Raw genomic sequence first — 23,980 nt, 5'->3', positions numbered from 1 at the left:
CAGTGCGCATCGGCCAAGAGGAACGCAAGATGGTTGACAAGCAGAGCTACAGAGAGGCGATGGCCAAGCTTGGCGCCGCTGTGAACGTTGTCACCGGTAGCGGTCCTGATGGCCGGGTCGGCTGCACGGTCTGCGCCGTGTGCAGCGTCACCGACGAGCCGCCCACATTGCTTGTCTGCATCAACCGCAACAGCCAGAACAATGCGGCCTTCAAGGCGGCCGGCAGCCTGTGCGTCAATGTCCTGTCGGCCGAGCAACGCCTGATCGCGGAGCGCTTCGCAACGAAGAACATCAGCGCCGACGAGCGCTTTGGCCTGGCCCAGTGGGATGTCCTGGCCACCGGAGCGCCGGCGCTGCGCGACGCGCTGGTGTCGCTCGACTGCGAGATCATGTCGACCATGGAGGTCGGGACCCACACGGTGTTCTCGTGTGCGGTCAAGGCGGTGCGGTCCGGGGCGAGCGGCGATGGCCTTGTGTATTTTGGCCGCGGCTACCATCGCCTCAATCAGAGCACGTCCACCCTGGCCTGAAGCTCAAGCCAGCCCAAGCCATGAGTGTTCACGACCCAAGCCGCAAGCGCGCCAAGGCTTTCTCGCTCGCCATCCTGCTGCTGTGCGAAGTGGGCGCCATGACGGTCTGGTTCGCGTCGGCCTCGGTGGTCTCTGCCATTGGGCGCAGCCAATCGGTCAGCGAGCAGTCCGCGGCACTTCTGACGAGCGCGCTGCAAGCCGGCTTCGTGACCGGGACCATCCTGAGCGCCGTTCTCTGCCTGGCCGACCGGTTCGATCCCCGACGGCTTTTCATGGGCTCTGCGCTGGTCGCTGCGGCGGCCACGGCGTCGCTGGCGTTCCTGCCGCCGACCGGGCTGCTCGTCTACGCACTGCGCTTTTTGACCGGCATGTGCATGGCGGGCGTCTATCCGGTGGGGATGCGCCTGGCGGCAACGTGGGCGCATCGCGATATGGGGCTGTTGATCGGCTTGCTCGTGGGGGCATTGACCCTGGGATCCGCCAGCCCGCACCTGTTGGCGGCCAGTGGCGGCGTCGACTGGCGCCTGGTCTATGCGGTTGCCGCAAGCTGTGCGGCGCTATCGGGGCTGGGGGTGCTGCTGTGCGAGGTGGGACCGAACATCACGCGCGCTGTACGGCTCGATCTGTCGAACTTCGTGCAGGCCTGGCGCAATCCTGCCCTGCGGCTGGTCAACCTGGGTTATCTGGGCCACATGTGGGAGCTCTATGCGATGTGGGCTTGGCTGGCCGTGTTCCTGGAGGCCAGCTTCAACCGCAACGGACTCCCCGACGCCGCCCACAGCGCCAGCCTGTGGACCTTTGTGACGATTGCCGCCGGCGTGGTCGGTGCGTGGGGTGGCGGCCTGCTGGCTGATCGCTACGGTCGCACCGCAGTCACCATAGGCTCCATGGCCGTCAGCGCGGCCTGTGCACTGCTCATTGGCTGGATGCTCGGGGCGCCGCCCTGGGCCGTGATTGCCGTTGCTCTGGTCTGGGGTGTGACCGTGATCGCCGACTCTGCCCAGTTTTCCGCCAGCATCGCCGAGCTGGCCGAGCCGTCATCCGTGGGAACCTTGTTGACGGTGCAGACCTGTGCCGGCTTCCTGCTGACGCTGGTCAGCATCCATTTGGTGCCCAAGGTCGTCACAGCGGCCGGATGGCCCGGTGCCTTTGGCATGCTGGCCATCGGCCCGCTGCTGGGCTGCGTTGCGATGTACCGACTGCGTCAGAAGCCACAGGCCCGGCAGCTTGCAGGCGGCATGCGTTAGCGGGCTGCTGCTTTTCGCGGCGTTCGCTCTCGCGCAGAAGCAGACGTCACCCAATGGGAAGCGCTTGGGCAGGATATTTGATGGTTGCAAGGCCTACCGCAGCGGCACCGGCCTCATGAAATCCACGCTGCAGGTGCGCGCAGCCTCATAAGCCCGCGAGGCCCGCAGCACCAGCGCATCGCCGAACATCGGCCCGACGAACTGCACCCCAATGGGCAATCCCGCTTTGCTCAGGCCGCAGGGCACGGTGCTGGCCGGCTGCTGCGTGAGGTTGAAGGGGTAGGAAAACGGCGTCCAGCCGAGCATGGCTTGCGGATCCATGGGCGTGTGGCCGGCAGGCCTGGCATCGAACGCCGGCACGGCGACGCTGGGCGTGACCAGCAGGTCAAAGCGCTGCATGAACTGGCGCATGTGCGAGCCGAGCGCGCCGCGCCGCAGCTGCAGGCGCTGCAGGTCCAGCGCGCTGAATGATTCACCGATCAATGCCTCGGCGCGAAAGTCCGGGTCGGTCAGCGCCTGTTGCGCCGGACTGAGTGTGTTCCAGATGGTCCATGCCCCGGCAAACCACAGGCCGGTGCTGATCTCCAGCGGGTCGTCGAAACCCGGGTCGATCTGCTCCACATGGGCGCCCAGGTCGGCCAGTTGCTCCACCGCGGCCGCAACCGCTTGCGCGACCTCAGGGTCCACGCCCATGGCATAGCCCAGCGTCGGCGACCAGGCGATGCGCAAGCCCCGGATGCCGTCTTCCAGGCCATCGAGGTAATCCGTGGCATCGAAGGGCAGCGACGTCCAGTCGCGCGCGTCGGGCTGCTTGAGCACATTCATCAACACAGCCGCGTCGGCCACGCTGCGGCTGTGTGGCCCCAGGTGGGCGACCGAGCCGAACGGCGACAGCGGATAGGCCGGCACCCGGCCAAAGCTGGGCTTGAGGCCGACGTTGCCGCAAAACGCCGCCGGGATGCGCACCGACCCGGCGCCGTCCGTGCCGATGGCCAGCGGTCCCATGCCGCAGGCCACCGCGCCGGCCGCGCCGCCCGACGAGCCGCCGGGTGTCTTGCGCACGTCCCAGGGATTGCGGGTGATGCCCGTGCGGGGGGAATTGGTTTCGCCCTTGCAGCCGAATTCCGGCGTGCTGGTCTTGCCCAGAATCACCGCGCCGGCTTCCCGCAGACGCGCGGTGGCAGGGGCGTCCACATCCCAGGCCTGGTTCGCATCCACGGTATGGCTACCGCGCAGGGTGGGCATGCCCGCGGTCAGGATCAGGTCCTTGACCGAGACCGGCACGCCCTCGAGCGCACCACAGGCCTGGCCATGGGAGCGAAACTGCTGCCAGCGCGCTTCGCTCTGCTGTGCGGATTCCATCGCGCTTGCATGCGCCACCAGGCAGAAGGCGTTGAGCTGCGGGTTGTGCTTGTCGATGCGCGCCAGCACCGCGCGCGTGGCTTCCACCGGCGAGGCGGCGCCGCTTCGGTACAGCTGCAGCAGCTCGGTGGCCGTGCAATCGGCCAGGTCCTGGGGATGTTCTGCTTGCGCCATCGGGTCCTCCGTCCAGGGAACTGTTCAGGGCCTGCGCCGGGTGGACGCGGGCAAATGCTTCCACGGCAGATCGGCCGGGTCGGCGGCCATCGGCCCGGCTGCCTTGGCAACCAGGATGTCGGTGGCCGCATCGGCCACCAGCGGCGTGAAGTCGGCGCGGAAATGGTTGCTGCTTTTCACCACGATGAGTTTCATCGCCTCGGGCGTGATGCCCACCATGCGGAACAGCTCGCGGTCCAGCATCTGCTTCTTGCCACTGGCCACCGCAACCAGCACGCCATCGATTTCAAGGCAGGCGCAGGGCCCCAGGTGCACGGTGAGCCCGGTCATCATCGGGCCCTTGAGTGTGACCTTGCCGTCGTGCACTGCGCGCACCTTGAACTCGCCGCGCACCGGCGGGTCGCTCAGGTTTCCTGTGAAGGTCGGCACCGCCTTGCCCAGCGTGGTGGAGATGGTGGCGCCTACGCCTGCCGCGGCAGCCATGGCCGCAGCTTCGGAATCGAACAGCAGGCCGAGCGCGACCTGGCCGGGAAAGCGCCGGCCTGCCCCCTGTTGCAGCAGGGCGTGCAGCATGCCCGTGGTGTTGCTGTCGCCGCCCGCGCCCGGGTTGTCCTGGGTGTCCGCCAGCACCACCGGCTGGCTGCGGTTGGTGGCCAGCGCCAGTGCATGGACCACGGCATCGGCCGCGTCCAGCGTCGTCAGGCGCCACTGGGTGGGCTCGGTCACGCGTTCGGCCAGGCGCCGCACCGCTGCCTCGGCCTGCGCGCCATGGCCCCAGACCATGGGCGCGCATTCCGCGAAGTCTGCCGCCGGAAACGCCATGCAAAAACTCAGCACCGAATCGAAATCCCGGTCCAGTTCCAGCAGTTCTTCATAGACACCCTTGGCCGGCTCCATCCAGGTGCTCTGCGCGTTCAGCGGGATGAGGAAGGGCAGACGCTGAAAGTGCAGGGGCTCGCGCCGGCCCAGCTGGAAGCGGCGTGCCAGCAACTGCGCCGCCAGCTCGCCGGTGGCGGCCATGTCGACGTGGGGGTAACTGCGGTAGGCGACCAGCGCATCGGCCTCCTGCAACATGCGGTGGGTGACGTTGGCATGCAGGTCCAGGCTCGCCACGATGGGGATGGCGGCGCCGACGACGCGCCGGATGCGCGCGAGCAGTTCGCCCTCGGTGTCATCCACATGCTCGGCGACGGCCGCGCCGTGCAGGTCGAGGTAGACCGCGTCGAAGCCACCCTTGTGCACATCGGCCAGGATGGACGCGCTGATGCGCTCGAACGCGTCCTCGGTCACATACGACGAGGGGATCGCGCCGCACCAGCTGCTGGGAACCAGCTGCCAGCCCCTGGTGCGCGCGGCATCGATGAAACCGCCGATGGGGATGTTGATGCCCGACAACTTGTCCAGCATGGCCTGGCCGTGGATGAAGGCGGGAAACGAATCGCCCCGGTTGAAGGCCGCCCAGTCGGCCTTGGTCGGCGCGAACGTATTGGTTTCATGCTGGTAACCAGCCACGAGAATCTTCAAGCGATGCCTCCCGGCGCGGCTGCCAGCAGCCGGCGTGTGTAGTCGTGTTGCGGATCGGCGTACAGGCTGCCTGTCAGCCCTTCTTCCACGATCGCCCCATGGTGCATCACGATGACGCGGTCGCACAACTGGGCGGCGACGCGCAGGTCGTGCGTGATGAACAGCAGCCCCAGACCCAGCTCTGCCTGGATCTCGCGCAGCAGTTTCAGGATCTGCGCCTGCACGCTCACGTCCAGGGCGCTCACGGCCTCGTCGGCCACCAGCACGCGCGGCCGGCAAGCCAGAGCGCGCGCGATCGCGATGCGCTGGCGCTGCCCGCCGGAGAACTGGCTGGGGTAGCGCTGCAGCCCATCGACGGGCAGCCTCACTTTTTCCATCAGACTGGCTGCGAGTTCCAGGGCTTGCGCGTGGGTGGCGCCGAAATTGATGGCGCCTTCGATGATCGAATCACCCACCTTGCGGCGCGGGTTGAGCGAGCGATTGGGGTCCTGGAACACCACCTGCACCTGGTTGCGCAAAGGCCGCAGCTGGCCTTCGCTGAAGCGGGCCACGTCCAGCACTGCGCCCAGCGGGTCGTCTGCCTTGTCCTGCCCGGTCCGGCCCCAAAGCACCTCGCCCGCCGTCGGGTCGATCAGCCGGATCAGGCAGCGCGCCAGGGTCGATTTGCCCGAGCCGGATTCGCCGACGATGCCCACGGTCTCACCGCCATGCACCGCAACCGAGGCCGCCTGCAATGCGTTGGTCAGCCGGCTGCGGCCCAGCCAGTCGCGCGCGCGGTAGGTCTTGCCGACCTCCTTGCCGCGCAGCAGCGGCGGGCCCGCTGGGGCAGGGCGCGCCGGCGGCGGCGTCATGCTGGGCACGGCCGCCAGCAGCATCCGGGTGTAGTCGGCCTGGGGTCGCAGCAGCACCTCGTCGCGCGTGCCGTACTCAACGGCGTGACCCTGGTGCATCACCAGCACGTCGTCGGCGATCTCGGCCACCACACCCATGTCGTGTGTGATGAAGAGCACGGCGCAGGCCTGGCGCCGGCCACTGGACCGGTCTTCCTGCAGCTGCGCAATCAGTTTGAGGATCTCTTTCTGGGTGGTGACGTCCAGCGCGGTGGTCGGCTCGTCGCAGATCAGGAGGGCCGGTTCCAGGATCACCGCCATCGCAATCACGATGCGCTGGCGCTGGCCACCCGACAGCTGGTGCGGATAGCTGCGCAGCATGCGCTCGGGCTCGGGCAGCTTGACGCGCCGCAGGATGTCCAGCACCGCCTCGCCGCGGCGTTTCGCGCCCCAGTCGGTGTGCTGGCGCAGCAGTTCGTCGATCTGATCGCCGCAGCGCATCACGGGGTTCAACGCCGTCATCGGTTCTTGGAACACCATGCCCATCGCCTGGCCGCGCAAGGCGCGCAGGCGCTGCGCCGAAGCATCCAGCAGCGATTCGCCGCCCAGCACGATGCGGCCTGGCCCCGGCTTCAGTTCGCGCGCCAGCAAGCCCATGATGGCGGTGGCCATCACCGATTTGCCCGAGCCGGATTCGCCCACCACACACAGCGTCCGGCCTGGGTGGATGGTCAGGCTGACGCCCTGGACCGCAAAGGGGCGGTCGCTGCCCGGCGGCAGCGCCACATGCAGATCGTCCACGACCAGGACGGGTTCGGGCTGTCCGTTCATGGGCTGCGCCTGGCGAATTTCGGGTCCAGCACGTCGCGCAGCCCGTCGCCCAGGAGGTTGATCGCCAGCACCGTGGGCACCAGGAACAGGGCGGGGAACAGGACATTGCCCGGGTACTGGGTGAACTGCACCCGGCCCTCGGCCATGATGTTGCCCCAGGTCGGAATATCGGCCGGCAGGCCCAGGCCAAGGAAGCTCAGGATGGCTTCGGTCAGCACGGCGGACGCTGCGACGAAGGTGCCCTGCACGATCAGCGGCGCCATGGCATTGGGCAGGATGTGCCGCCACAGGATCACCGGCGTCGGCGTGGCCAGCGCCCGCGCTGCTTCGACGAAGGGCTCTTCACGCAGGCTAAGCACCATGGCACGCACCAGGCGCGTGACGCGCGGAATCTCCGGAATGGCGATGGCAACCACAACGGTCCACAGTTGCGCTCCCAGGGCAGCCACCAGCGCGATGGCCAGCAGGATTGCGGGGATGGCCATGAGTCCGTCCATGAAGCGCATCAGCACGGCATCCACCAGCCGGAAATAGCCGGCCAGCATGCCCAGGAGGGCGCCCACGCCGATCGCCAGCGTGGCAGTGAAGGCGGCCACCAGCAAGGAGGTGCGCGTGCCGTACAGCACCCGGCTGAAAATGTCGCGGCCGAAGTTGTCCGCGCCCATCCAGAACGTGTGGGCGACTGCGGTTCCGTCAAGTTGCGCGAACTGGCCGCGTGCACCTGCGGCGGTGTTGATGTGGGCCGAATCCATGGCCGCCGGGTCCACCGTGCCCAGCACCGGCGCCAGCGCGGCCAGCAGCAACAGCACGCCGAGCACCAGCACGCCGAACCGGAAGGCGCTGTTGCGCCAGAGCCGCTGCGTGAGAAGTTGCCTGCGCTGCATCAGTAGCGGATCCTCGGGTCCAGGAACAGGTAGCTCACGTCCACCAGCAGGTTGACCCCCACGTACAGCACGCTGAAGAACAGCACCAGGCCCTGGATCACCGGAAAGTCGCGGTTGAGCACCGCATCCACCGTCAGCGAGCCCAGGCCTGGAATGGCGTACACCGTCTCGGTGACGACCACGCCGCCGATCAGCAATGCGACGCCGATGCCCACCACGGTGACGATGGGCACGGCTGCATTGGCCAGCGCATGGCGCATCAGCACGGCCGATTCGGCCAGGCCCTTGGCCCGGGCGGTGCGGATGTAGTCCTCGGTCAGCGCCTCGGACACGCTGGCACGCGTCACCCGCGCGATCAGCGCCACATAAATCATCGCCAGCGTGATCCAGGGCAACACCAACTGGCGCATCCACGCCCACAGGCCCTGGCCGTCAGTTCCAAACAGGCGCCGGTACCCCTGCACCGGCAACCATTCGAGCTGCACCGCGAACACGTAGATCAGCAGGTAGCCGGTCACGAAGACCGGGATGGAGAACCCTGCCACCGAAAAGCCCGACAGCACGCGGTCGAGCCAGCCTCCCATGCGCCAGGCAGCGATGGTGCCCAGCGGCACCGCCACCAGCACAGCCAGCACCAGGGTACCGACCGCCAGGCTCAGGGTCGGCTCCAGCCGCTGGGCGATCAGCTGCGTGACGGGTTTGTTCAGGTAGAACGAATACCCCAGGTCGCCCTGCAGCACGTTGCCAAACCAGATCCAGAACTGGGCCAGCAGCGGCTTGCTCAGGCCCAGCGTGTCGCGAATCTTCTCGATGTCTTCGTTGGTCGAGTTGTTGCCGGCGATCACTGCCGCCGGGTCGCCCGGCGTGAGCCGCAGGATCAGGAACACGACGACGGCCACGACCAGCAGGACCGGAATGGTCGCCAGCAGCCTCTGCAGCAGGAATCTCAGCATCTGGAGTCAGGTCACGGACACGGCACCGGGCACCGGCGCCCGGGGCGCCGGCCTGGTAGCACAAGCACCGGGCCAATCGGTCAAAGGCCTAGTTTTTCTTGATGTTCCAGTACACCTGCGCGCCACCGGGCACCAGGCCCGAGATGTTGGTGCGCAGGGCCGCCGGGTTGTTGTACTGCCCCAGGTGCACATGCGTCGCGGTTTCGATGGCACGCAACTGCAGCTGTTCGGCGAGCTTCTTCTTCTCGGCCTCGGTGCCCGCCTGTGCGAACTTCACCTTGAGGTCTTCGATCACCTGGTCGTCCTGCCAGCCGAACCAGCCCTTGTCCCCCGTGGCGTTGAGCATGGCCATGGTCAAGGGATTCTGGATGTCGCCCGCGGTCCAGGCGGTCATGAAGGCATGCCAGCCGCCCTTGTCGGGTGCGTCCTTCTTGGCGCGGCGGGCCAGCAGGGTCGCCCAGTCGGACTGCTGCATGTCGACCTTGAAGCCGGCCGCCTCCAGCTGCTGCTTGGCCACCAGCGGCAGCTTGGCGATCGAGGCCAGGTCGGTCGGCCGCATCAGCACGATGGGCTCGCCCTTGTAGCCGGCGTCGGCCAGCATCTGCTTGGCCTTGGCAGGGTTGGCCATGCCGGTGTAGATGCCCGTGTTGTCGCTGGCGTAGGGCGTGCCGCAGGGGAAGATGCTCTTGCAGTACTTGAACATGCCGGGCGCGCCGACCTGCGTCTTCAGGAAGGCCTCCTGCCCCATGGCCACCATCGCGGCCTGCCGGATCTTCACGTTGTCGAACGGCGCATGCAGGTGGTTGAAGCGGAAGATGTACTGCAGGCCGGCGGGCTGGGCGTCGACGATCTGAACGTCCTTGGCCGCTTTCAGCGAGGCGTATTGCTCGAAGGCCGGCTGTTCGATGATGTCGACCTCACCCGCGATCAAGGCATTGAACTGCGTCTGCGGATCGCGGATGACGATCCACTCGACCCTGTCGGTGTAGACGACCTTGCCACCGGTGGTGCCGTTGGGTGCCTCGGTGCGCGGCTTGTATTTGTCGTTCTTGACGTAGACCAGCTTCTCGCCCGGCTTGTAGTCGGCCGTGACGAACTTGTAGGGGCCGGAGCCGATGTACTCCTTGATCTGCTCGCTGCCCGGCGTGGCCGCGATGCGGGCGGGCATGATGAAAGGCACGTTGGACGACGGCTTGCCCAGCGCCTCGAGCATCACGCCGAAGGGCTGCTTGAACTTGATGATGAAGGTCTTGGCGTTGGGCGTCTCGTAGCTGTCGAGGCTCTTGGCCATGACGCCGCCAAAACTGTCGCGACTGGACCAGCGCTTGAGCGATGCCACAACGTCCTCGCTGGTGACGGGCTTGCCGTCGTGGAACTCCAGGCCGTCGCGCAGGGTGAACGTCCAGACCTTGTTGTCCTTGGAGGCGCTGAAGGTCTCGACCATCTGCGGCTTGACGCGGCCTTCGAGATCGGTGCCGAACAGCGTGTCGTAGATCATGTACCCGTGGTTGCGGGTGACGAACGCCGTGGTCCAGACCGGATCGAGGATGGTGATGTTCGCATGCGGAACGACGCGCAGCGTCTTGGTCTGGGCCCAGGCCCCGGGGGTCAGCCCCAGGCCGAGAACAAGGGCAGCGCAGGCGGCCAGGGCAAAAAACGGGCGACGTTGCATTGCGAATTTCCTTTCAGGCGTGAGTGGATCTTCAGAAAGCAGTGACGCTGGGACTGTAATCCTGGCTGCCAATGCTGGCTGACTTTGATGCGCGAACGGATGCAGCCCCCGGTCTTTTGCGGGCCAGTCTGCGATGCTTTGCAAGATCCGGGCCGCCACTGGCCGCATGCGTATCCCGGCATGAGGCTGGCGAGTCGACCGGATGCGCACGCTGCCCACGGGTAAAACTGGTTCTCGAGTGCCACGCCCCAAAACCGCACGCTCCTGCACCATGGCGACGCGCTGCACGTCGAGCGCGTGGAACTCCGTGCCAAGCTGCTGCAGTGGAGCCCGCGCGCCGCTGACTGTCTGCTCGCTGAGCTGCGTGGTGGTCGTTGGACCTTGTGGGACGCAATCATGATGAACAGCAACTAAGTGATCGAATGTCCGCATTGGGGCGGTTGCCGCCGTCGCTCTGCGCGCCAGCTCGAAATTTCTTTTTATTGCGTCGACCGGCCGCCTAAGAAATAAGCAACAGCTGCAGAGCGAGCACCGGCGCGGCTCTCGAAAGAGCTCCACAGCGTTGTCCACAACCTTCTCCACGCCTCGCGTGGACAGCAACGCGAGGCAGGTGTGCTAGGGATGTCTCGCAGGGCGAGCTTCCGGCCAGTAGCGGACCTCACCCAGAGGAAAGCGCGTAGCCATGCGTGGATTGCGGTGGAAAAGATCGCATGCATTGAATGTTGAATGCGTTTTAAATAAGAATTTGTGATATCATTGAAGATGTTGCCGGTTGCTGTTTATTGGACGCGTCCGCAACGCCTGCTCAGGAGCAGTCATACGTTCCTTGCAGGTCGCGTTTTGCGACCCCAGTGTCGCCCTGTTGGTCTGTAGAGCTGCAGCCACCAGAGTTCCTAGATGCTCAGCGCAGGGTGATTCAAGCCCTGCGATCCTGAATGAATTTGATTCCAAACACTGCTATTTCCATGGGCAAGTACGTCGTTTCGCCCGCGACACACCAGACAGACTGTGGCCGCTTTCGCGCCTCCTTCTCGGTCCATCGTTCCCAGGGCAACGGCAGCTACTGCCGAGTATTCAGCTTCGACAAAGCCTTTGCCTCGCGAGAAGCCGCCCGACTCTTTGCAGTCACTCAAGGGTGGCTGCAAACGTGCATGCCGCACCCCCCGGTGTGCTGATGGCCGTAGCCGCCGGCTCTGTCCACCTTTGCCAGTTGCAGCGGACTTCCAATCCGCATGACCGCATTTCAACGGCGCAACATTCGTTGCCCACCTTCTTTTCGAAAGCCCCTCTCTATGAGCACCAAAATCTACGTGGGCAACCTGCCCTATTCCGTGACCGATTCCACTATGGAAAGCAACTTTTCCGAGTTTGGCGCCGTGTCTTCGGCCAAGGTCATGATCGATCGTGAAACCGGTCGTTCCAAAGGCTTCGGCTTTGTGGAAATGGCTTCTGCCGAAGCCGCCCAAGCTGCCATCACTGCGCTGAACGGCATGTCCGTCGATGGCCGCGCGATTGTCGTGAATCTGGCCCGCCCCCGCGAAGCGAACAGCGGCTCGGGTGGTTACAGCTCGGCTGGGTATAGCGCGGGCAAACGGTCGGACGTTGGCTACGGTACTGGCGGCTTCGGCGGTGGTCGGTATTGAGTTGCTGAACTCCTTCGAAAGACCGGCTCCTTGGCCGGTTTTTTTTCGCCTCGACTTTCGCTGGGTCGGCAGCGAGGAACGGGGGCTGGCACATTGAAGCGCGCATGAACCCTTGCCGCCGTTTCAGCTCCAGCAAGCTCGATCCCTACGCCGAGAAGCTGGCCACCTGAGCGGGAATCGAGGCAAAAAAAATCGCGGAAACAGCGGCGCTGTTTGAGGCAGATCTCCCTGGATGGGACTTAGGTCCCATTCTTCCCGGGGACGGCGAGTCCGAATATTGCATCCGCGGATCGCCTGTGCCTTGTCTAACCCTTGCTGTGCGGGCACCGTCCGCTTTCCATGGTCATCAAAGTGGAGGCAGCATGCAACGACGCAAATTCCTCATTGTTGGTCCCACGCTCGTCGCGATGGGGGCGAGTGTCCATGCGCAGGGTGACTCCGGCGCCAAGCGGTCCGAGGTCAGGGAGAAGGCCATGCTGGCTCTCCAGGACTTCTACAAGGCCGACCCCAAACTCAAGGATGCCGTCGCCAAGGCGCCGGGCTACGCCGTGTTCACGACCTACGGCCTGAGCTTCGGCCTCGGTGGGGCGGCGGGCAAGGGTGTCGCGCACGACAAAAAGACTTCGAAAGACACATACATGAGCGTTGCGCAGGCGAGCGTCGGCTTGCAACTTGGCGCTTCCGACACACGCTATCTCTTCATCTTCGAGACTTCGCAGGCACTGGCCTCCTTTATCGACAAGGGCTGGGATGCCACGGCAGGCGCATCCGCAGGCGCCGGGGCCGGTGGCAGCGCTGCCAACGTGGGGGCAGGCGCCGGCAACATCACGGGCGGCAGAATGTTTGCGCTGACCAAGGCAGGCCTGCAGGCGGGAGCTGCTGTCTCCGGCCTGAAGGCCTGGAAGGACAAGGACTTGAACTAGGCAATTGCGGCGCGCCGTTGGGGCATGCCTTTGAGCCGTGCGGCGGAGCAGTCTGCTTCGGGTGGCGGATTCGATCCCCTTGGGCAGGTAGCCGCTGCGCTAAACACCCGGTGCCCGCTTGATGAACCGCACGGGTCCGTCTAACAGGTCGTCCTCCTGCCAACCGAGGTGCCGGTAAAAACCATTTGCGCGAACGCGTTCATCGTCGTCTGTCACCAGCCATATCTCCTCGCACCCTTCGGAGAAAAGCCACTCCTCGGCCTGGCGCATGAGTTGACGGCCCAAACCTTGTTGCTCATGGCCGGGACGCACGAACATGGCCACGATGCGGGCTTCCAGGGAGCTTGCGATCACGAAGGCCATGACCTTGCTGTCCTTTTCGGCGACCCAGGCGCGCGCTCGTCCATCAGCGCGGGAAGGGTTTGGGGCGTGACGCCTTGCGAGGCAAGTTCCTCCATCGACATTTCGTTCTCACGTACGCTGGTACGAATCTCGAAGAAGGAAGGCAAATCGGCTGGGACAGCGGGGCGAATTCGCATGGCGGCATGGATGAGTACCTATGTTCGCGTACGGTATCACGCTGGCCGTTTCAGCGCCTCGCTGGCGTTTTCCCCAATCGCGTTGGGCTGCGGACGCCATGTGCAACACGCAGAAGCGGTCGCTCAACGCAACTTCATTGTTCACCGCATGTCACCTGCGACGGTGATGGATCTGGCAAATCCTAGCTCTTGAAGAACGCCAGCAAATCAGGAGTGACTCTGTTCGAGATCATTCAGATGGAGGAGGTGTGCTTGCGCAAGCCGACGAGAGCAGCGGCTTGATCCGCGCCACTGCGCATCACCAGTCCTCCTTCACCGCCAGCACCGCATCTCGCCCCGCGGCCGCGCGTCCAGCGAGCCATGCCGTCGCTGTGCCGGCAACGATGACGGCAGCGCACAGCGCCAGCAGGCGCAGCCAGGGCACGAGCAGGTCCATGGTCCAGTGGAAGCTCTGCGGGTTGACCACATGGACCAGCACCACGGCCACGGCCAGGCCCAGGGCCAGGCCGGCGATGGCGCCGGCCACGGTCCAGGCCGCGCCTTCACCGGCCACCAGGGCCAGCACCTGGCGCCGCGTGAAGCCCAGATGCGCCAGCAGGCCGAACTCCTTGCGCCGCGCCAGCACCTGGGCGCCAAAGCTGGCGGCCACGCCGAACAGGCCGATGGCGATGGCCACGGCCTGCAGCCAGTAGGTGACGGCGAAGCTGCGGTCGAAGATGCGCAGCGAGCTGGCGCGGATCTCGGCTGCCGAAGCAAACTCCAGCAAACCGGCGGCATGGCCTTCGCGCTGCGCCAGTGCGCGCACCGCCTGCTGGATCTGGGCCGCATCGGCGCCGGGCGCCAGCCACAGCTGCAGGTCGTTGGCGCGCCGGTCGCCTGTCAGGCGCTCGTAGTCGGTCTGGGCCAGCAGCACGGCACCGGACTGGCGGACATAGTCGCGCCACACGCCTGCTACAAAAAAAGGAGCTGCATCGGCGGTGTTCCCGGGGCTTAGAGGCATGAAAGCCTGTTGCAGCGGGGGGAAGATGGCGCCCGGGCGGGCGCCGTACAGGTCGACCATGGCCTCGCTCACATAGACCGGCACCTGGCCTGGCGGCGCGGCATGCAGCACGCCCACCAGCGGCAGCTCGGTGGCCGGGTCGGCCAGCGGCCGGGCCAGCAGGGCCACGGACGGCAGCGCCGGGTCCAGCAGCAGGGCGCGCACGCGCTGCGGCGCAACCCGCTGCACGCCCGGCAGCCGCGCCACATCCTGCACGAACTGCGGCGTGAGAAAGGCGGTCTCCGCGGCGGCGCTGGACTGCGCGGTGCGCAGATAGAGGTCGGCCGGCAGCACCACGTCCAGCCAGCGCGCCACCGATTCGCGAAAGCTGGCCACCATCACGGTCAACGCCACTGCCAGACTGAGCGCGGCCACCACGCCGCTGACGGCCACGGCGGCGCTCTCGCGCACGCGCCGCGCGCGCTCCACGGCCAGCAACGGCAGCAGAGCGTGCGCCAGCAGCGGCGCCAGGCTGTCATAGAGCAGGCCGACGGCCCAGGGCAGGGCGGTGATGCCGCCCACCAGCAGCAGTCCCACCGACAGGTAGGCCGCCAGCGGGATGCCGGCCACCGGCGGCAGCATGGCCAGCGCCACGCCGGCGGTCAGCAAGAGCTGGCTGGTCCAGCCGTGGCGCGCGCTGGGGCCGCTGCTGCCCAGGCCCTTGAGGGTCTGCGCCAGCGGCATGCGCTGGGCCGCGCGCGCCGGCAGCCAGCCGCCCAGGCCGGCGGCCAGCACGCCCAGGGCGCCATAGCCCAGCGCCGCAGCGGCGCTCCATTGCAGCGGGGGCGTGACGCCGGGGAAATAGCCGCCGCCCAGGTCGCCGCCCAGCAGGCGCAGCGCCGCGGCGGCCAGCGCCGAGCCCAGGGCGATGCCGGCGGCGCTGCCCACGCATCCCAGCAGCAGCGACTCGGTCAGCACCAGGCGCCCGCGCTCGCGTTCGGCCAGGCCCAGCACGCCCAGCAGGGCGAACTGCTGGGCCCGCCGCGCCACGCTCAGGGCCAGCACCGAGAACACCAGGAAGGCGCCGGTGAACAGGGCCACCAGGGCCAGCACCGTGAGGTTGACGCGGTAGGCGTGCGACAGGCTGCTCACGCGCTGCGCCGCATCGCCGGGCTCGGCCCCCGCCACGCCGGGCGGCAGTTGCAGCGCGCGCAGCACGGCCGACGGATCGGCGCCGGGCGCCAGCCGCAGATCGATGCGCGTGAGCTGGCCGCCGCGGCCGAACAGGTCCTGCGCCGCGGCGATGTCCATCACCGCCAACGGTCCGCCGCCGGCGCTGACACGGCCGGCGATGCGCGCCTCGCGCAGCTGCAAACCGCTTTGCAGGCGCAGCACTTCGGTGGTCGCGCCGAAGGCCTGGCGTGCGGCAGGGTTGAGAAAGACCTGGCCGGGCGCCAGCACCGCCAGCCGCTCGCTGCCCTCGGCCGGCACGGGCATCAGGGCCGGTGCCAGTGCCGCCACGGCCAGCGCATCGACACCAATGACGCGCAGCGGCTTGCGTTGCCCGTCCGCTGCCAACGCCAGGGTGGACAGCTCCAGCACCGGGCTGGCCAGCGCCACCTGCGGGTGGGCGGCCACGCGCGCGTACAAGGTTTCATCGAAGCCGCCCTGGGCTGCGCGCAGCTCCAGGTCGCTCTGGCCGTTGACCGAGCGCACGGCACTGGAAAACTCCGACAGTGCCGAGGCGTTGATCAGGTGCACCGAGAACGCCAGCGCCACGCCCAGCATCACCGCCGCCACCGCTGTCGCATTGCGCCAGGGATGGTGGCGCAGTTCCTGCCAGGAGAAGGTGCGCAGCAAAGCCAACATGGGGGCATTGTGCAAAATTGCGTGATGCACCTGCCACACGACGACATCGAAGCCATCGAGCGCGCCACCCTGGCCGCCGTGCCGCCCGCCACGCTGGAAGAGGTCCATGGCTGGCTGCTGGGCCTGGACAGCGGCACCGTGGGCCGCGCCCACAGCGCCCTGCCTTTGCGCCACGACCTGCCGCCGGCCGCATCAGCCGTCCAAGCGATCGAGGCGCGTTACGCTGCCAAGGGCCTGCGCTGCGTGCTGCGCCTGCCGCATGTGGCCGCTTTCGACAGCCTGCGCGCTGGCATCGCGCCGCGCTACAGCGACACCTCATCGCCTGTGCTGGTCCAGGTGGGCACGGTACAGGCACTGGCACAGCTGGCCGGCGGCAGTGCGGCGGTGCAGGTGGCGGATGTGCCGGATGCAGGATGGGCCTCGGTCTTCCTGGGCGAAGGCTTCGATCCGGTCGACGGCGCCAGCCGTGTCGCCATCCTGCGCAGAGCCAGAGACTCGGTTTTTGCCAGCGTGCAAATCGATGGCCGTGTCGTGGCCGTGGGTTGCGCGGGTTTCAGCCAGGGCTGGGTCGGCATCCACGGCATGCGCACCGCGCCGGCTTGTCGCGGCCGCGGCTGCGCGGCGAGCATCCTCCAGGCCTTTGCGCGTGAAGCGCAGGTGCGCGGCATCGCGCGCGCCTTCCTGCAGGTGGAGGAGGCGAACACCGGCGCGCAGACGCTTTACCGCCGCGCCGGCTTTTCCACCGCCTGGACCTACAGCTACTGGCGCGCGCGCTGAGCGCGGGCCTCAGGCCAGGGCGCCGGCCTCGGCCAGCAGTTCTTCCTTGCGCGCCGCCAGGTCGTCGCGCATGGCCACCAGGTCGAGCTTGCGGTTGGCGCGGGCCTTGGGGAACATCTCGTTGCGTTCTTCCTTGACGTGGTGGTCGATGTACTCGCCCAGCACCTTGACCTTGGCATCGAACATCTCGTCGGCTTCCTGCAGGGCGTCGAGTTGGGCGATCAGGTCCTTGGCGCCGGCGTGCTCGACCTCGGCCTCGGCGACGATGTCGGTCTCCTTGAAGGCCTCGCGCAGCGCGGGGTAGAGGATCTCTTCCTCGATCTGCGTGTGGACCTTCAGTTCTTTGCAAATTTCGCGAGCGATGTCCAGGCGCTTTTGCGCCGCGCCCCTGGCCTTGGAGCCGGCCAGTTCGTCATAAGCGTTGAAGAGTTTTTTGACGGCCTTGTGGTCGGCGTCGAGCAGGTCGCAGGCGTCTTTTTCGGTACGGGTCGTGGGCATGTCGTTCTCCGGTTGGTATGGTGGGGCGTGGGACAAAGAAAACCGCACTGCACTGGCCTGGCGGGCCAACACAGTGCGGTTGTCGGGCAACCGCGGCGGTGCTTAATTGCGGTCGGCGCGGGCCGGGGCTTCGGCGACCACGACCGGCTCGGCGGGAGCGGCGCCCATGGTGGCTTGCTGGGGCGGCTCAGCAGCGGCGACCGGGGCCGGCTCGACGGCGGCGACCACGGGCTCGGTCACCACGGCGGCCGTCGGAATCAGCTTTTCCCAGGAGGGAACGCCGGTTTCGCCCATGGCCGTGTCCTGCGAGCTTTGCTGGCCGGCGCCGATGGCGGGGTTGGTGATGCGGGCATCGGGCTCGACGCCCTGGGCAACGGCAACGCCGATGACTGCAACGGCGGAGACACCGGCCAGCAGGCCCATGATTTTGGAAGAGGTCGACATGTGGAAGCTCCTTCAGGAAGGTTGGGGTTTGAAACTGCTTGCGGGCCTGATTGCCTGCCTGCTGACTGCAGATTAGTGGCGCACCGCGGCCGCCGCGTCAGGTCGCAGCGCCTCATCGTGTCGGACGGCATCTGCCGGGCACGCGGCCTCATCACCGACACGGCTGTGCCACGCGCACAGCGCGCGCAGCGCAGTCAGGACGCGGTGATGCCCGTGCCGCTCAGGTGCAGCACGCGGTCGGCGCGGGCCGCCGCGGCTTGCGAATGCGTGGCCAGCACCAGAGCCGCGCCATGCTCGCGCGTCTGCGCCACCAGCAGATCCAGCACCCGCGCTGCGGTCGCCGGATCGAGGTTGCCCGTGGGCTCGTCGGCCAGCAGCAGGGCGGGGCGGTGCACCAGGGCGCGCGCGATGGCCACGCGCTGCAACTGGCCCCCACTGAGCTGGGCCGGCAGGCGCGTGCCCAGGCCCTGCAGGCCGACAGCGGCGAGCATGGCCTCGACCCGCGCGTTGTCGGGTCGCTGCAGCAGCATCAGCGGCAGGCCCACGTTCTGCGCCACGTCCAGATGCGGCAGCACATGGAAGGCCTGGAAGACGAAGCCTGTCTTTGCCCGTCGCAGCAGGGCGCGCTGCTGTTCGCCCAGCGTGCCCAGGTCCTGGCCTTCGAGCAGGACGCGGCCGGCATCCCAGTGGTCCAGGCCGGCCATGCAATTGAGCAAGGTGGACTTGCCCACGCCCGACTCGCCGACGATGGCGACAAACTCGCCGGGCGCGACCGTGAGCGACACGTTCTCGAACACAGTCTCATCGCCGTAGCGCTTGGCCAGGCCTTCGACGACGAGGCTCATGCGAGGGGCTCCACCTGGCTGAGCAATTGCGCCAGTGCATCGGGTGCATCGCAGGCAATGACACGCCGGCTCTCCATGCCGCGCAGCCAGGTCAGCTGGCGCTTGGCGAGCTGGCGCGTGGCGGCGATACCCTTGTCGCGCAGCAGCCCGATCGGCCACGTGCCGTCCAGTGCTTCCCATGCCTGGCGGTAGCCTACGCAGCGCATGCTGGGCAACTCCGCGTGCAGGTCGCCGCGCGCGCGCAGGGCTTGCACCTCGTCCAGCAAGCCTTCTGCCAGCATCGCATCAAAGCGTTGCGCGATCCGTCCGTGCAGCCAGGCCCTGTCTGCCGGTTCCAGAGAAAACATGGCTGCAGCCCGCATCCCCTGGCCCTGGTGTGCTCCTGAATCAGGAGCATGGAAGCTGCTCAGCGGCCTGCCGCTGAGTCTGAACACCTCCAGCGCGCGCTGGATGCGCTGGGCATCGCGCGGTGCCAGGCGGGCCGCGGTGACAGGGTCAACGCGCTCCAGTTCGGCATGCAGCGCGGGCCAGCCCTGCAGGGCAGCCTGGGCCTCGAGTTCGGCGCGCACGGCGGGGTCGGCCGGCGGCATGGGGGCCAGGCCCTCGAACAAGGCCTTGAAGTACAGCATGGTGCCGCCCACCAGCAGGGCCAGTTTGCCGCGCGCATTGATCTCGTCCACCAGGCGCTGCGCATCGGCGGCAAACTCGGCCGCGCTATAGGCCTGGGTGGGGTCGCGGATGTCGATCAGGTGATGCGGCACGCCGGCGCGCTCGGCGTGGCTGGGCTTGGCCGTGCCGATGTCCATGCCGCGGTAGACCAGGGCCGAGTCGACGCTGATGATCTCGCAGGGATGGCGCGCCGCGATGGCCAGGGCCGCGCCGGTCTTGCCCGAGGCTGTGGGGCCCGCGAGCGCGATCAAACGGGCCCCCACGCTCGGCACTGGCGTGTCCTCGCTGCCCCCCGAGGGGGCTCTCATGCCTTGGGGCGGCCCAGCGGCATTCGGGCGCTTACCCAATTCTTGGTTCGCCATGGCGTTGCACCAGGGTCCAGGACAGGGCGGCGATGCAGGCGCTCCAGAGCCAGATGCCGTTGCTCAGGGGAAAGACCGTGCCGTCCAGCCGCCAGCCGATCCAGCCGCCGACGGCAAAGGCCACCAGCATCGCCAGAAAGCCGTTGAGCGCGGATGCCGCGCCCGCTGCATGCGGGAAGGGCCCGACCGCGCCGCTCTGGCTGCAGGGCTGGTGCACGCCATGGGCCAGCATGAACAGGCAAAAGGGCAGGAGGATGGCCCAGGTGCTGTGCACGCCGGCCAGCGCCAGGCCGCCCAGCAGCGTGCCTGCCGTCAACGACACCGCGCCGGCAATGGCCACCGTGCGGCGCACGCCGAAGCGCGGCAGCAGCCGCCGGCAAGCAAAGGTTCCCAGGATGTAGATGAAGGCCATGGAGAACATGACCAGGCCGTACTGCGTGCGTGTCAGGCCCAGCACCTGGATGAAGACGAAGGACGAGGAGGCCAGGAAGGTGAACAGGCCTGCATAGGAAGCCGTGGACAGGGCCGACCAGGTCAGGAACGTGGGGTTGCGCAGAATGGCCCACCAGGTGGCGGCCAGCACGGCCGGCCGCAGCGCGTTGGGTTTGGTGGCCGGCGCCGTCTCCTCGAAACGCAGCGCCACCAGGACCAGCGTGGCCGCGCCAAAGCAGGCCAGAGCCGACAGGGCGTAGCGCCAGCCGAGCTGGTCGGCCAGCAGGCCGCCCAGCGGCGCGCTCAGGCAGGCGATCACCCCCAGGCCCGTCAGTCCCTTGGACATCATGCGAGCGCCCAGCTCCGGCGTGTACAGGTCGCGCACGATGGCGCGCGCACCCATCACCGCCGCGCCCATGGCGGCGCCCTGCAGCGTGCGCCAGACGATCAGCTGGGCCATCGAGGGCGCCAGCACGCAGCCGGCCGAGGCCAGGGTGTAGGCGCCCAGGCCGCACAGCAGGATGGGACGCCGGCCGAAGCGGTCGGACAGCGGACCCCAGACCAGCTGTGAGCAGCCGAAGGCCAGCAGCAGGCAGGTCAGGGTCAGCTGGGCCTGGGCCACGGGCGCGCCAAAGCCCGCGGTCAGGCTGGGCAGGGCCGGCAGGTACAGATCGGTGGTGACGGGCTGGATGCCCAGCAGCAGGGCCAGCACCAGCACGACAAGGCCTGGAGCCATGACGGGCCGGGTGGCGGTGGCGCAGGAAACAGCTGGTGGCAGGGAGGACATCGGCTTTGAGGGTAGCAGACGGCCAGCACCTGTTTTTTTCAGCGGCGCGCGTTTCGTGCGTTTCGTGTGACCAAGTTCCATTGCCGCGCGAGCCGGTGCGACGCAATAATCCACACATGCCCGCCGTCCCGCAAAAAGCGCCGCCAACAGCCCAGGCCCCGGCCGCTTTCGACGGCAACTCGACCACGCATTTCCAGGCGAAGATGAAGCGCGCGCCGGTGTGGTTCTGCTCCTTCCTGGCGGGCAACAAGCGCGAGAAGCAGCGTCTGGGCGACGAGCTGCTGCGCATGCGCGGCGCCTGGCCCTTGCTGATGAAGCAGCGCAACGGCGGCAAATGGACGCCGGAAGACAAGGACCAGCTGCGCCTGATGCTGCACTCGGCCTCCTCGGTCAGCCCCTACCTGGCGATCTGGGCCCTGCCCGGTTCCCTGCTGCTGCTGCCTTTCCTGGCCTGGTACCTGGACCGGCGCCGCCGCAAGGGCAAGATCAGCGCAGGCTGAACAGCTGGGTCACGGCCTCGCGGTACCTGGCCTGGCCCACCACCATGGTGCTGTGGTGCGAGCCGCCCTCGACCAGCAGGAACTGCTTCTTGCCCTGGTAGGCGTCGAACAGCTTGCGGCCCAGCGTGCTGTCGATCAGGTTGTCGTTGGCGCCGTGCACCACCAGCAGGGGCGAGCCGATGTGGGCCACCTTCTGGATGGAGTCGAAGCGCTGGGTGATCAGCGGCCCCACTGGCAGCCAGCCCCACTTCATGGAACTGGCCACATCCGGGATGGAGGTGAAGGTGCCCTCGACGATGGTGCCTTCCTCGTCGTTCACCTTGGAGGCCAGGTCGATGGCGATGGCGCCGCCCAGCGAGTGACCGAAGATGTAGCGTGGCTGGCTGGGGTACTTCGCGGCCAGCCAGTCCCAGGCGGCGCGGGCGTCCTCGTAGGCCATGTCTTCCGAGGGCAGGCCGGCCGTGCTCTTGCCAAAACCCCGGTAGTCGATGGCCAGCACCGAAAAGCCAAGCTCCTGCATCCGGCGCACGCGCCCGGCCGAGCCCGCCACGTTCCAGCGCGCGCCGTGCAGGTACAGCAGCACCGGCTGGGCCGCGGCCGGCTGGTCGGCAGCCAGCCACAGCCCATGCAGTTTGGCTTGCTCGCCCGTGACCTTGGAGTCGAACCCGATCCAGACATCGTCCATGCCCTCGGCCTGGCTGGCGCTGCCGCCCCAGGCGCGGTCGCTGGGCTGGAAGATCCAGGCGCGCTGTCTTTCGTCCAGGGTGGCGCAGCCCAGCAAGGCCAGGCAGGTACAGGCCGCGGCGGCGGCAAGGAGGAACCAGCGTTTCATGGAAGAGATGGACAAGGCAGGACTGGAAAGGTTCGCCAAGCTGACCAGCTTTACAGCAGTGTGACACAGGCGTCAGTGCCAGCATGCATGCCAGAATCGGCCGCGTCCTCCCCCCAAAGCCATGCCTTCTTCTGCCCCGCAAGTGCGCATCGAACCCATGCAGGAGGCCGACATGGCCTGCGTGCTGGCGGTCCAGGCCCAGTGCTACACGGCCATCGTGCCGGAGTCGGCCCAGTCTTTGCGCGCCAAGCTGCTGGCGGCGCCGCAATCTTGCTTCGTCGCCCGCCGCGGTGCTGCGATGGTGGGCTACCTGGTGGCCCTGCCCCTGCGCTGGCCCGAGCTGCCGGCCTTGGACAGCCCCGACTGCCTGCTGCCGGCGCAGCCCGACACCCTCTACCTGCACGACCTGGCCCTGGCGGCCCCGGCGCGCGGCAGCGGCGCCGGCCGCGCCCTGGTGGACGCTGCCCTGGCCCAGGCGGCGCTGTGGCGGCTGCCGCAGGCCGCGCTGGTGGCGATCCAGGACTCGGCGCGCTACTGGCAGGCCCTGGGTTTCCGGGCCCTGGCCGCCCAGGGCCAGCCGCTGCAGGCCAAGCTGGCCAGCTACGGCGCCGGCGCCGTGCTGATGCGCAAGGAATTGTTGTAACGCTTGCGTTTTCATGAAGCCGTCATCCTCGGCCGCCACAGTCGCGGCTTTTGACCCGAGGAGAAGCTTCATGACAAGACACCCCAACGCGCTGCTGCTGTGCCTGCTGGCCACCCTGTCCGCCTGCGGCGGCGACGACGGCCCGAACTATCCCACCTTGAACGGCGCTGCGCCCCTGGTCGTGGGCCACCGCGGCACGGCCGGCTACCTGCCCGACCACACGCTGGAAGGCTACAAGAAGGCCATCGAGATGGGCGCCGACTTCATCGAGCCCGATCTGGTGGCGACCAAGGACGGCGAGCTGATTGCCCGCCATGAGCCCAACATCACAGGCACCACCGACGTTGCCAGCCGGCCCGAGTTCGCCGGCCGCAAGACCACCAAGAAGGTGGACGGTGTGGACGAGACCGGCTGGTTCGCCAGCGACTTCACGCTGGCCGAGATCCGCACCCTGCGCGCCATCCAGCCGCTGGCCGACCGCGACCAGTCGCACAACGGCAAGTACGCCATCCCGACGCTGCGCGAGGTGCTGGACCTGGCCAAGTCGGAAGGCACACGCCTGGGCCGCAGCGTGGGCGTCTACCCCGAGACCAAGCACCCCACCTACCACGTGGGCCTGAATCTGGCGCTGGAAGACCGGCTGCTGGCCATCCTGGCCAGCTATGGCTACACCGCCAAGGACTCGCCCGTCATCCTGCAGTCCTTCGAGGTGGCCAACCTCAAGTACCTGCGCAGCAAGACCCAGCTGCGCCTGGTGCAGCTGATCGACGCCGACGGCGTCGACGCCAAGGGTGCCATCACCCTGGCCGCGCCCTACGACAAGCCTTACGACTTCGCCGTGGCCAAGGACCCGCGCACCTTCCCCGACCTGGTGACGGCCGCCGGCCTGCGCGAGATCAAGACCTATGCCGACGGCATCGGTCCCTGGAAGCCGTATCTCATCCCGACGAAGCAGGTCGATGCCAACAACGATGGCAAGGCCGACGACCTCAACGGCGACGGCAAGATCGACGAGCGCGACCGCGTGCTGATGCCGGCCACCGATGTGGTCAGGAACGCCCATGCCGCCGGCCTGTTCGTCCACCCCTTCACCTTCCGCAACGAGGCATTGCGCCTCGCATCGGACTTCAAGGGCGACCCGCAGGCCGAGTACAAGCTGTTTTACGCGCTGGGCGTGGACGGCGTGTTCACCGACTTCACCGACACCGCGGTGGCGGCGCGCCGCAGGTAA

General features: G+C 67.5%; 22 protein-coding genes and 1 pseudogene. 9 read left to right on the top strand and 14 right to left on the bottom strand.

What is annotated here, in order from left to right; all coding sequences use genetic code 11:
• The first annotated feature begins 29 nt into the window (after window positions 1-29).
• Both Q0632_RS05215 and Q0632_RS05210 read left to right on the top strand, forming a co-directional pair.
• A complete protein-coding gene (locus tag Q0632_RS05215) occupies window positions 30-530 on the top strand; it encodes a flavin reductase (protein WP_298925184.1) in 501 nt (166 codons plus the stop codon).
• 20 nt (window positions 531-550) lie between these two features.
• Window positions 551-1,777, top strand: a complete 1,227-nt coding sequence (locus Q0632_RS05210; RefSeq protein ID WP_298925181.1) for a nitrate/nitrite transporter — start codon at window positions 551-553, stop codon at window positions 1,775-1,777.
• Window positions 1,778-1,870: 93 nt separating this feature from the next.
• Here the strand turns inward: Q0632_RS05210 and Q0632_RS05205 are convergent, their stop codons facing one another.
• The 6 genes from Q0632_RS05205 to Q0632_RS05180 all read right to left on the bottom strand — a co-directional run bounded on the left by Q0632_RS05205 (window position 1,871) and on the right by Q0632_RS05180 (window position 10,007).
• Window positions 1,871-3,313 carry an amidase gene (locus Q0632_RS05205; RefSeq protein WP_298925178.1) on the bottom strand — a complete coding sequence of 481 codons (1,443 nt, stop codon included), beginning with the start codon at window positions 3,311-3,313 and terminating at the stop codon, window positions 1,871-1,873.
• A 24-nt stretch (window positions 3,314-3,337) separates the two neighbouring features.
• On the bottom strand, window positions 3,338-4,837 hold the full coding sequence (locus tag Q0632_RS05200) for a M81 family metallopeptidase (protein ID WP_298925175.1): 1,500 nt from the start codon (window positions 4,835-4,837) through the stop codon (window positions 3,338-3,340).
• Complete coding sequence (locus Q0632_RS05195) at window positions 4,834-6,498, bottom strand: ABC transporter ATP-binding protein (protein ID WP_298925171.1); 1,665 nt, start codon at window positions 6,496-6,498, stop codon at window positions 4,834-4,836. Before Q0632_RS05195 ends, Q0632_RS05200 begins: the two co-directional genes overlap by 4 nt.
• Window positions 6,495-7,382 carry an ABC transporter permease gene (locus Q0632_RS05190; RefSeq protein ID WP_298925169.1) on the bottom strand — a complete coding sequence of 296 codons (888 nt, stop codon included), beginning with the start codon at window positions 7,380-7,382 and terminating at the stop codon, window positions 6,495-6,497. The genes Q0632_RS05195 and Q0632_RS05190 overlap by 4 nt, the downstream gene beginning before the upstream one ends.
• On the bottom strand, window positions 7,382-8,335 hold the full coding sequence (locus Q0632_RS05185) for an ABC transporter permease (RefSeq protein WP_298925166.1): 954 nt from the start codon (window positions 8,333-8,335) through the stop codon (window positions 7,382-7,384). The genes Q0632_RS05190 and Q0632_RS05185 overlap by 1 nt, the downstream gene beginning before the upstream one ends.
• An 88-nt stretch (window positions 8,336-8,423) precedes the next feature.
• Window positions 8,424-10,007, bottom strand: a complete 1,584-nt coding sequence (locus tag Q0632_RS05180) for an ABC transporter substrate-binding protein (protein ID WP_298925159.1) — start codon at window positions 10,005-10,007, stop codon at window positions 8,424-8,426.
• Window positions 10,008-10,972: 965 nt separating this feature from the next.
• Between Q0632_RS05180 and Q0632_RS05175 the strand changes: the two genes are divergently transcribed.
• From Q0632_RS05175 to Q0632_RS05165, 3 genes are all read left to right on the top strand, one after another.
• The gene (locus Q0632_RS05175; protein ID WP_298925156.1) at window positions 10,973-11,182 is read left to right on the top strand and encodes a hypothetical protein; all 210 of its coding nucleotides are present in this window, start codon (window positions 10,973-10,975) and stop codon (window positions 11,180-11,182) included.
• Between the two features lie 117 nt (window positions 11,183-11,299).
• Window positions 11,300-11,650, top strand: a complete 351-nt coding sequence (locus Q0632_RS05170) for an RNA-binding protein (protein ID WP_298925153.1) — start codon at window positions 11,300-11,302, stop codon at window positions 11,648-11,650.
• A gap of 362 nt (window positions 11,651-12,012) precedes the next feature.
• Complete coding sequence (locus Q0632_RS05165) at window positions 12,013-12,573, top strand: YSC84-related protein (RefSeq protein WP_298925151.1); 561 nt, start codon at window positions 12,013-12,015, stop codon at window positions 12,571-12,573.
• 99 nt (window positions 12,574-12,672) lie between these two features.
• Here Q0632_RS05165 and Q0632_RS05160 read toward each other — a convergent pair.
• Window positions 12,673-12,969, bottom strand: a pseudogene (locus Q0632_RS05160) (GNAT family N-acetyltransferase); the annotation flags it as partial.
• Between the two features lie 441 nt (window positions 12,970-13,410).
• A complete protein-coding gene (locus Q0632_RS05155) occupies window positions 13,411-15,960 on the bottom strand; it encodes an FtsX-like permease family protein (protein WP_298925148.1) in 2,550 nt (849 codons plus the stop codon).
• Between the two features lie 24 nt (window positions 15,961-15,984).
• Here Q0632_RS05155 and Q0632_RS05150 point away from each other — a divergent pair, with 24 nt between their 5' ends.
• On the top strand, window positions 15,985-16,737 hold the full coding sequence (locus Q0632_RS05150) for a GNAT family N-acetyltransferase (protein WP_298925146.1): 753 nt from the start codon (window positions 15,985-15,987) through the stop codon (window positions 16,735-16,737).
• Window positions 16,738-16,746: 9 nt separating this feature from the next.
• On the opposite strand, the gene Q0632_RS05145 is transcribed toward Q0632_RS05150, so the two are convergent.
• From Q0632_RS05145 to Q0632_RS05125, 5 genes are all read right to left on the bottom strand, one after another.
• Complete coding sequence (locus Q0632_RS05145; RefSeq protein WP_298925143.1) at window positions 16,747-17,235, bottom strand: hemerythrin domain-containing protein; 489 nt, start codon at window positions 17,233-17,235, stop codon at window positions 16,747-16,749.
• Window positions 17,236-17,337: 102 nt separating this feature from the next.
• Complete coding sequence (locus Q0632_RS05140) at window positions 17,338-17,679, bottom strand: hypothetical protein (RefSeq protein WP_298925140.1); 342 nt, start codon at window positions 17,677-17,679, stop codon at window positions 17,338-17,340.
• A 194-nt stretch (window positions 17,680-17,873) separates the two neighbouring features.
• On the bottom strand, window positions 17,874-18,524 hold the full coding sequence (locus tag Q0632_RS05135) for an ABC transporter ATP-binding protein (protein WP_298925137.1): 651 nt from the start codon (window positions 18,522-18,524) through the stop codon (window positions 17,874-17,876).
• Window positions 18,521-19,456, bottom strand: a complete 936-nt coding sequence (gene miaA / locus Q0632_RS05130; protein WP_367181168.1) for a tRNA (adenosine(37)-N6)-dimethylallyltransferase MiaA — start codon at window positions 19,454-19,456, stop codon at window positions 18,521-18,523. The genes Q0632_RS05135 and miaA overlap by 4 nt, the downstream gene beginning before the upstream one ends.
• Before the next feature lie 76 nt (window positions 19,457-19,532).
• The gene (locus Q0632_RS05125) at window positions 19,533-20,723 is read right to left on the bottom strand and encodes a multidrug effflux MFS transporter (protein WP_367181167.1); all 1,191 of its coding nucleotides are present in this window, start codon (window positions 20,721-20,723) and stop codon (window positions 19,533-19,535) included.
• A gap of 167 nt (window positions 20,724-20,890) precedes the next feature.
• Between Q0632_RS05125 and Q0632_RS05120 the strand changes: the two genes are divergently transcribed.
• On the top strand, window positions 20,891-21,274 hold the full coding sequence (locus Q0632_RS05120) for a hypothetical protein (RefSeq protein ID WP_298925128.1): 384 nt from the start codon (window positions 20,891-20,893) through the stop codon (window positions 21,272-21,274).
• Here the strand turns inward: Q0632_RS05120 and Q0632_RS05115 are convergent.
• Window positions 21,261-22,106 (bottom strand): alpha/beta fold hydrolase, encoded by an 846-nt coding sequence (locus Q0632_RS05115; protein ID WP_298925125.1) that lies wholly within the window; start codon window positions 22,104-22,106, stop codon window positions 21,261-21,263. The genes Q0632_RS05120 and Q0632_RS05115 overlap by 14 nt on opposite strands.
• A gap of 121 nt (window positions 22,107-22,227) precedes the next feature.
• Between Q0632_RS05115 and Q0632_RS05110 the strand changes: the two genes are divergently transcribed.
• Window positions 22,228-22,749 carry a GNAT family N-acetyltransferase gene (locus tag Q0632_RS05110; protein WP_298925122.1) on the top strand — a complete coding sequence of 174 codons (522 nt, stop codon included), beginning with the start codon at window positions 22,228-22,230 and terminating at the stop codon, window positions 22,747-22,749.
• 70 nt (window positions 22,750-22,819) lie between these two features.
• Window positions 22,820-23,980, top strand: coding sequence for a glycerophosphodiester phosphodiesterase (locus tag Q0632_RS05105; RefSeq protein ID WP_298925118.1), 1,161 nt, complete (start codon window positions 22,820-22,822; stop codon window positions 23,978-23,980).

Source organism: uncultured Ramlibacter sp., assembly GCF_936925435.1.
Taxonomy (GTDB): domain Bacteria; phylum Pseudomonadota; class Gammaproteobacteria; order Burkholderiales; family Burkholderiaceae_C; genus Ramlibacter.
Note: the sequence above shows the minus strand (reverse complement) of the source record. Positions and strands in the feature narration are given on the sequence as shown.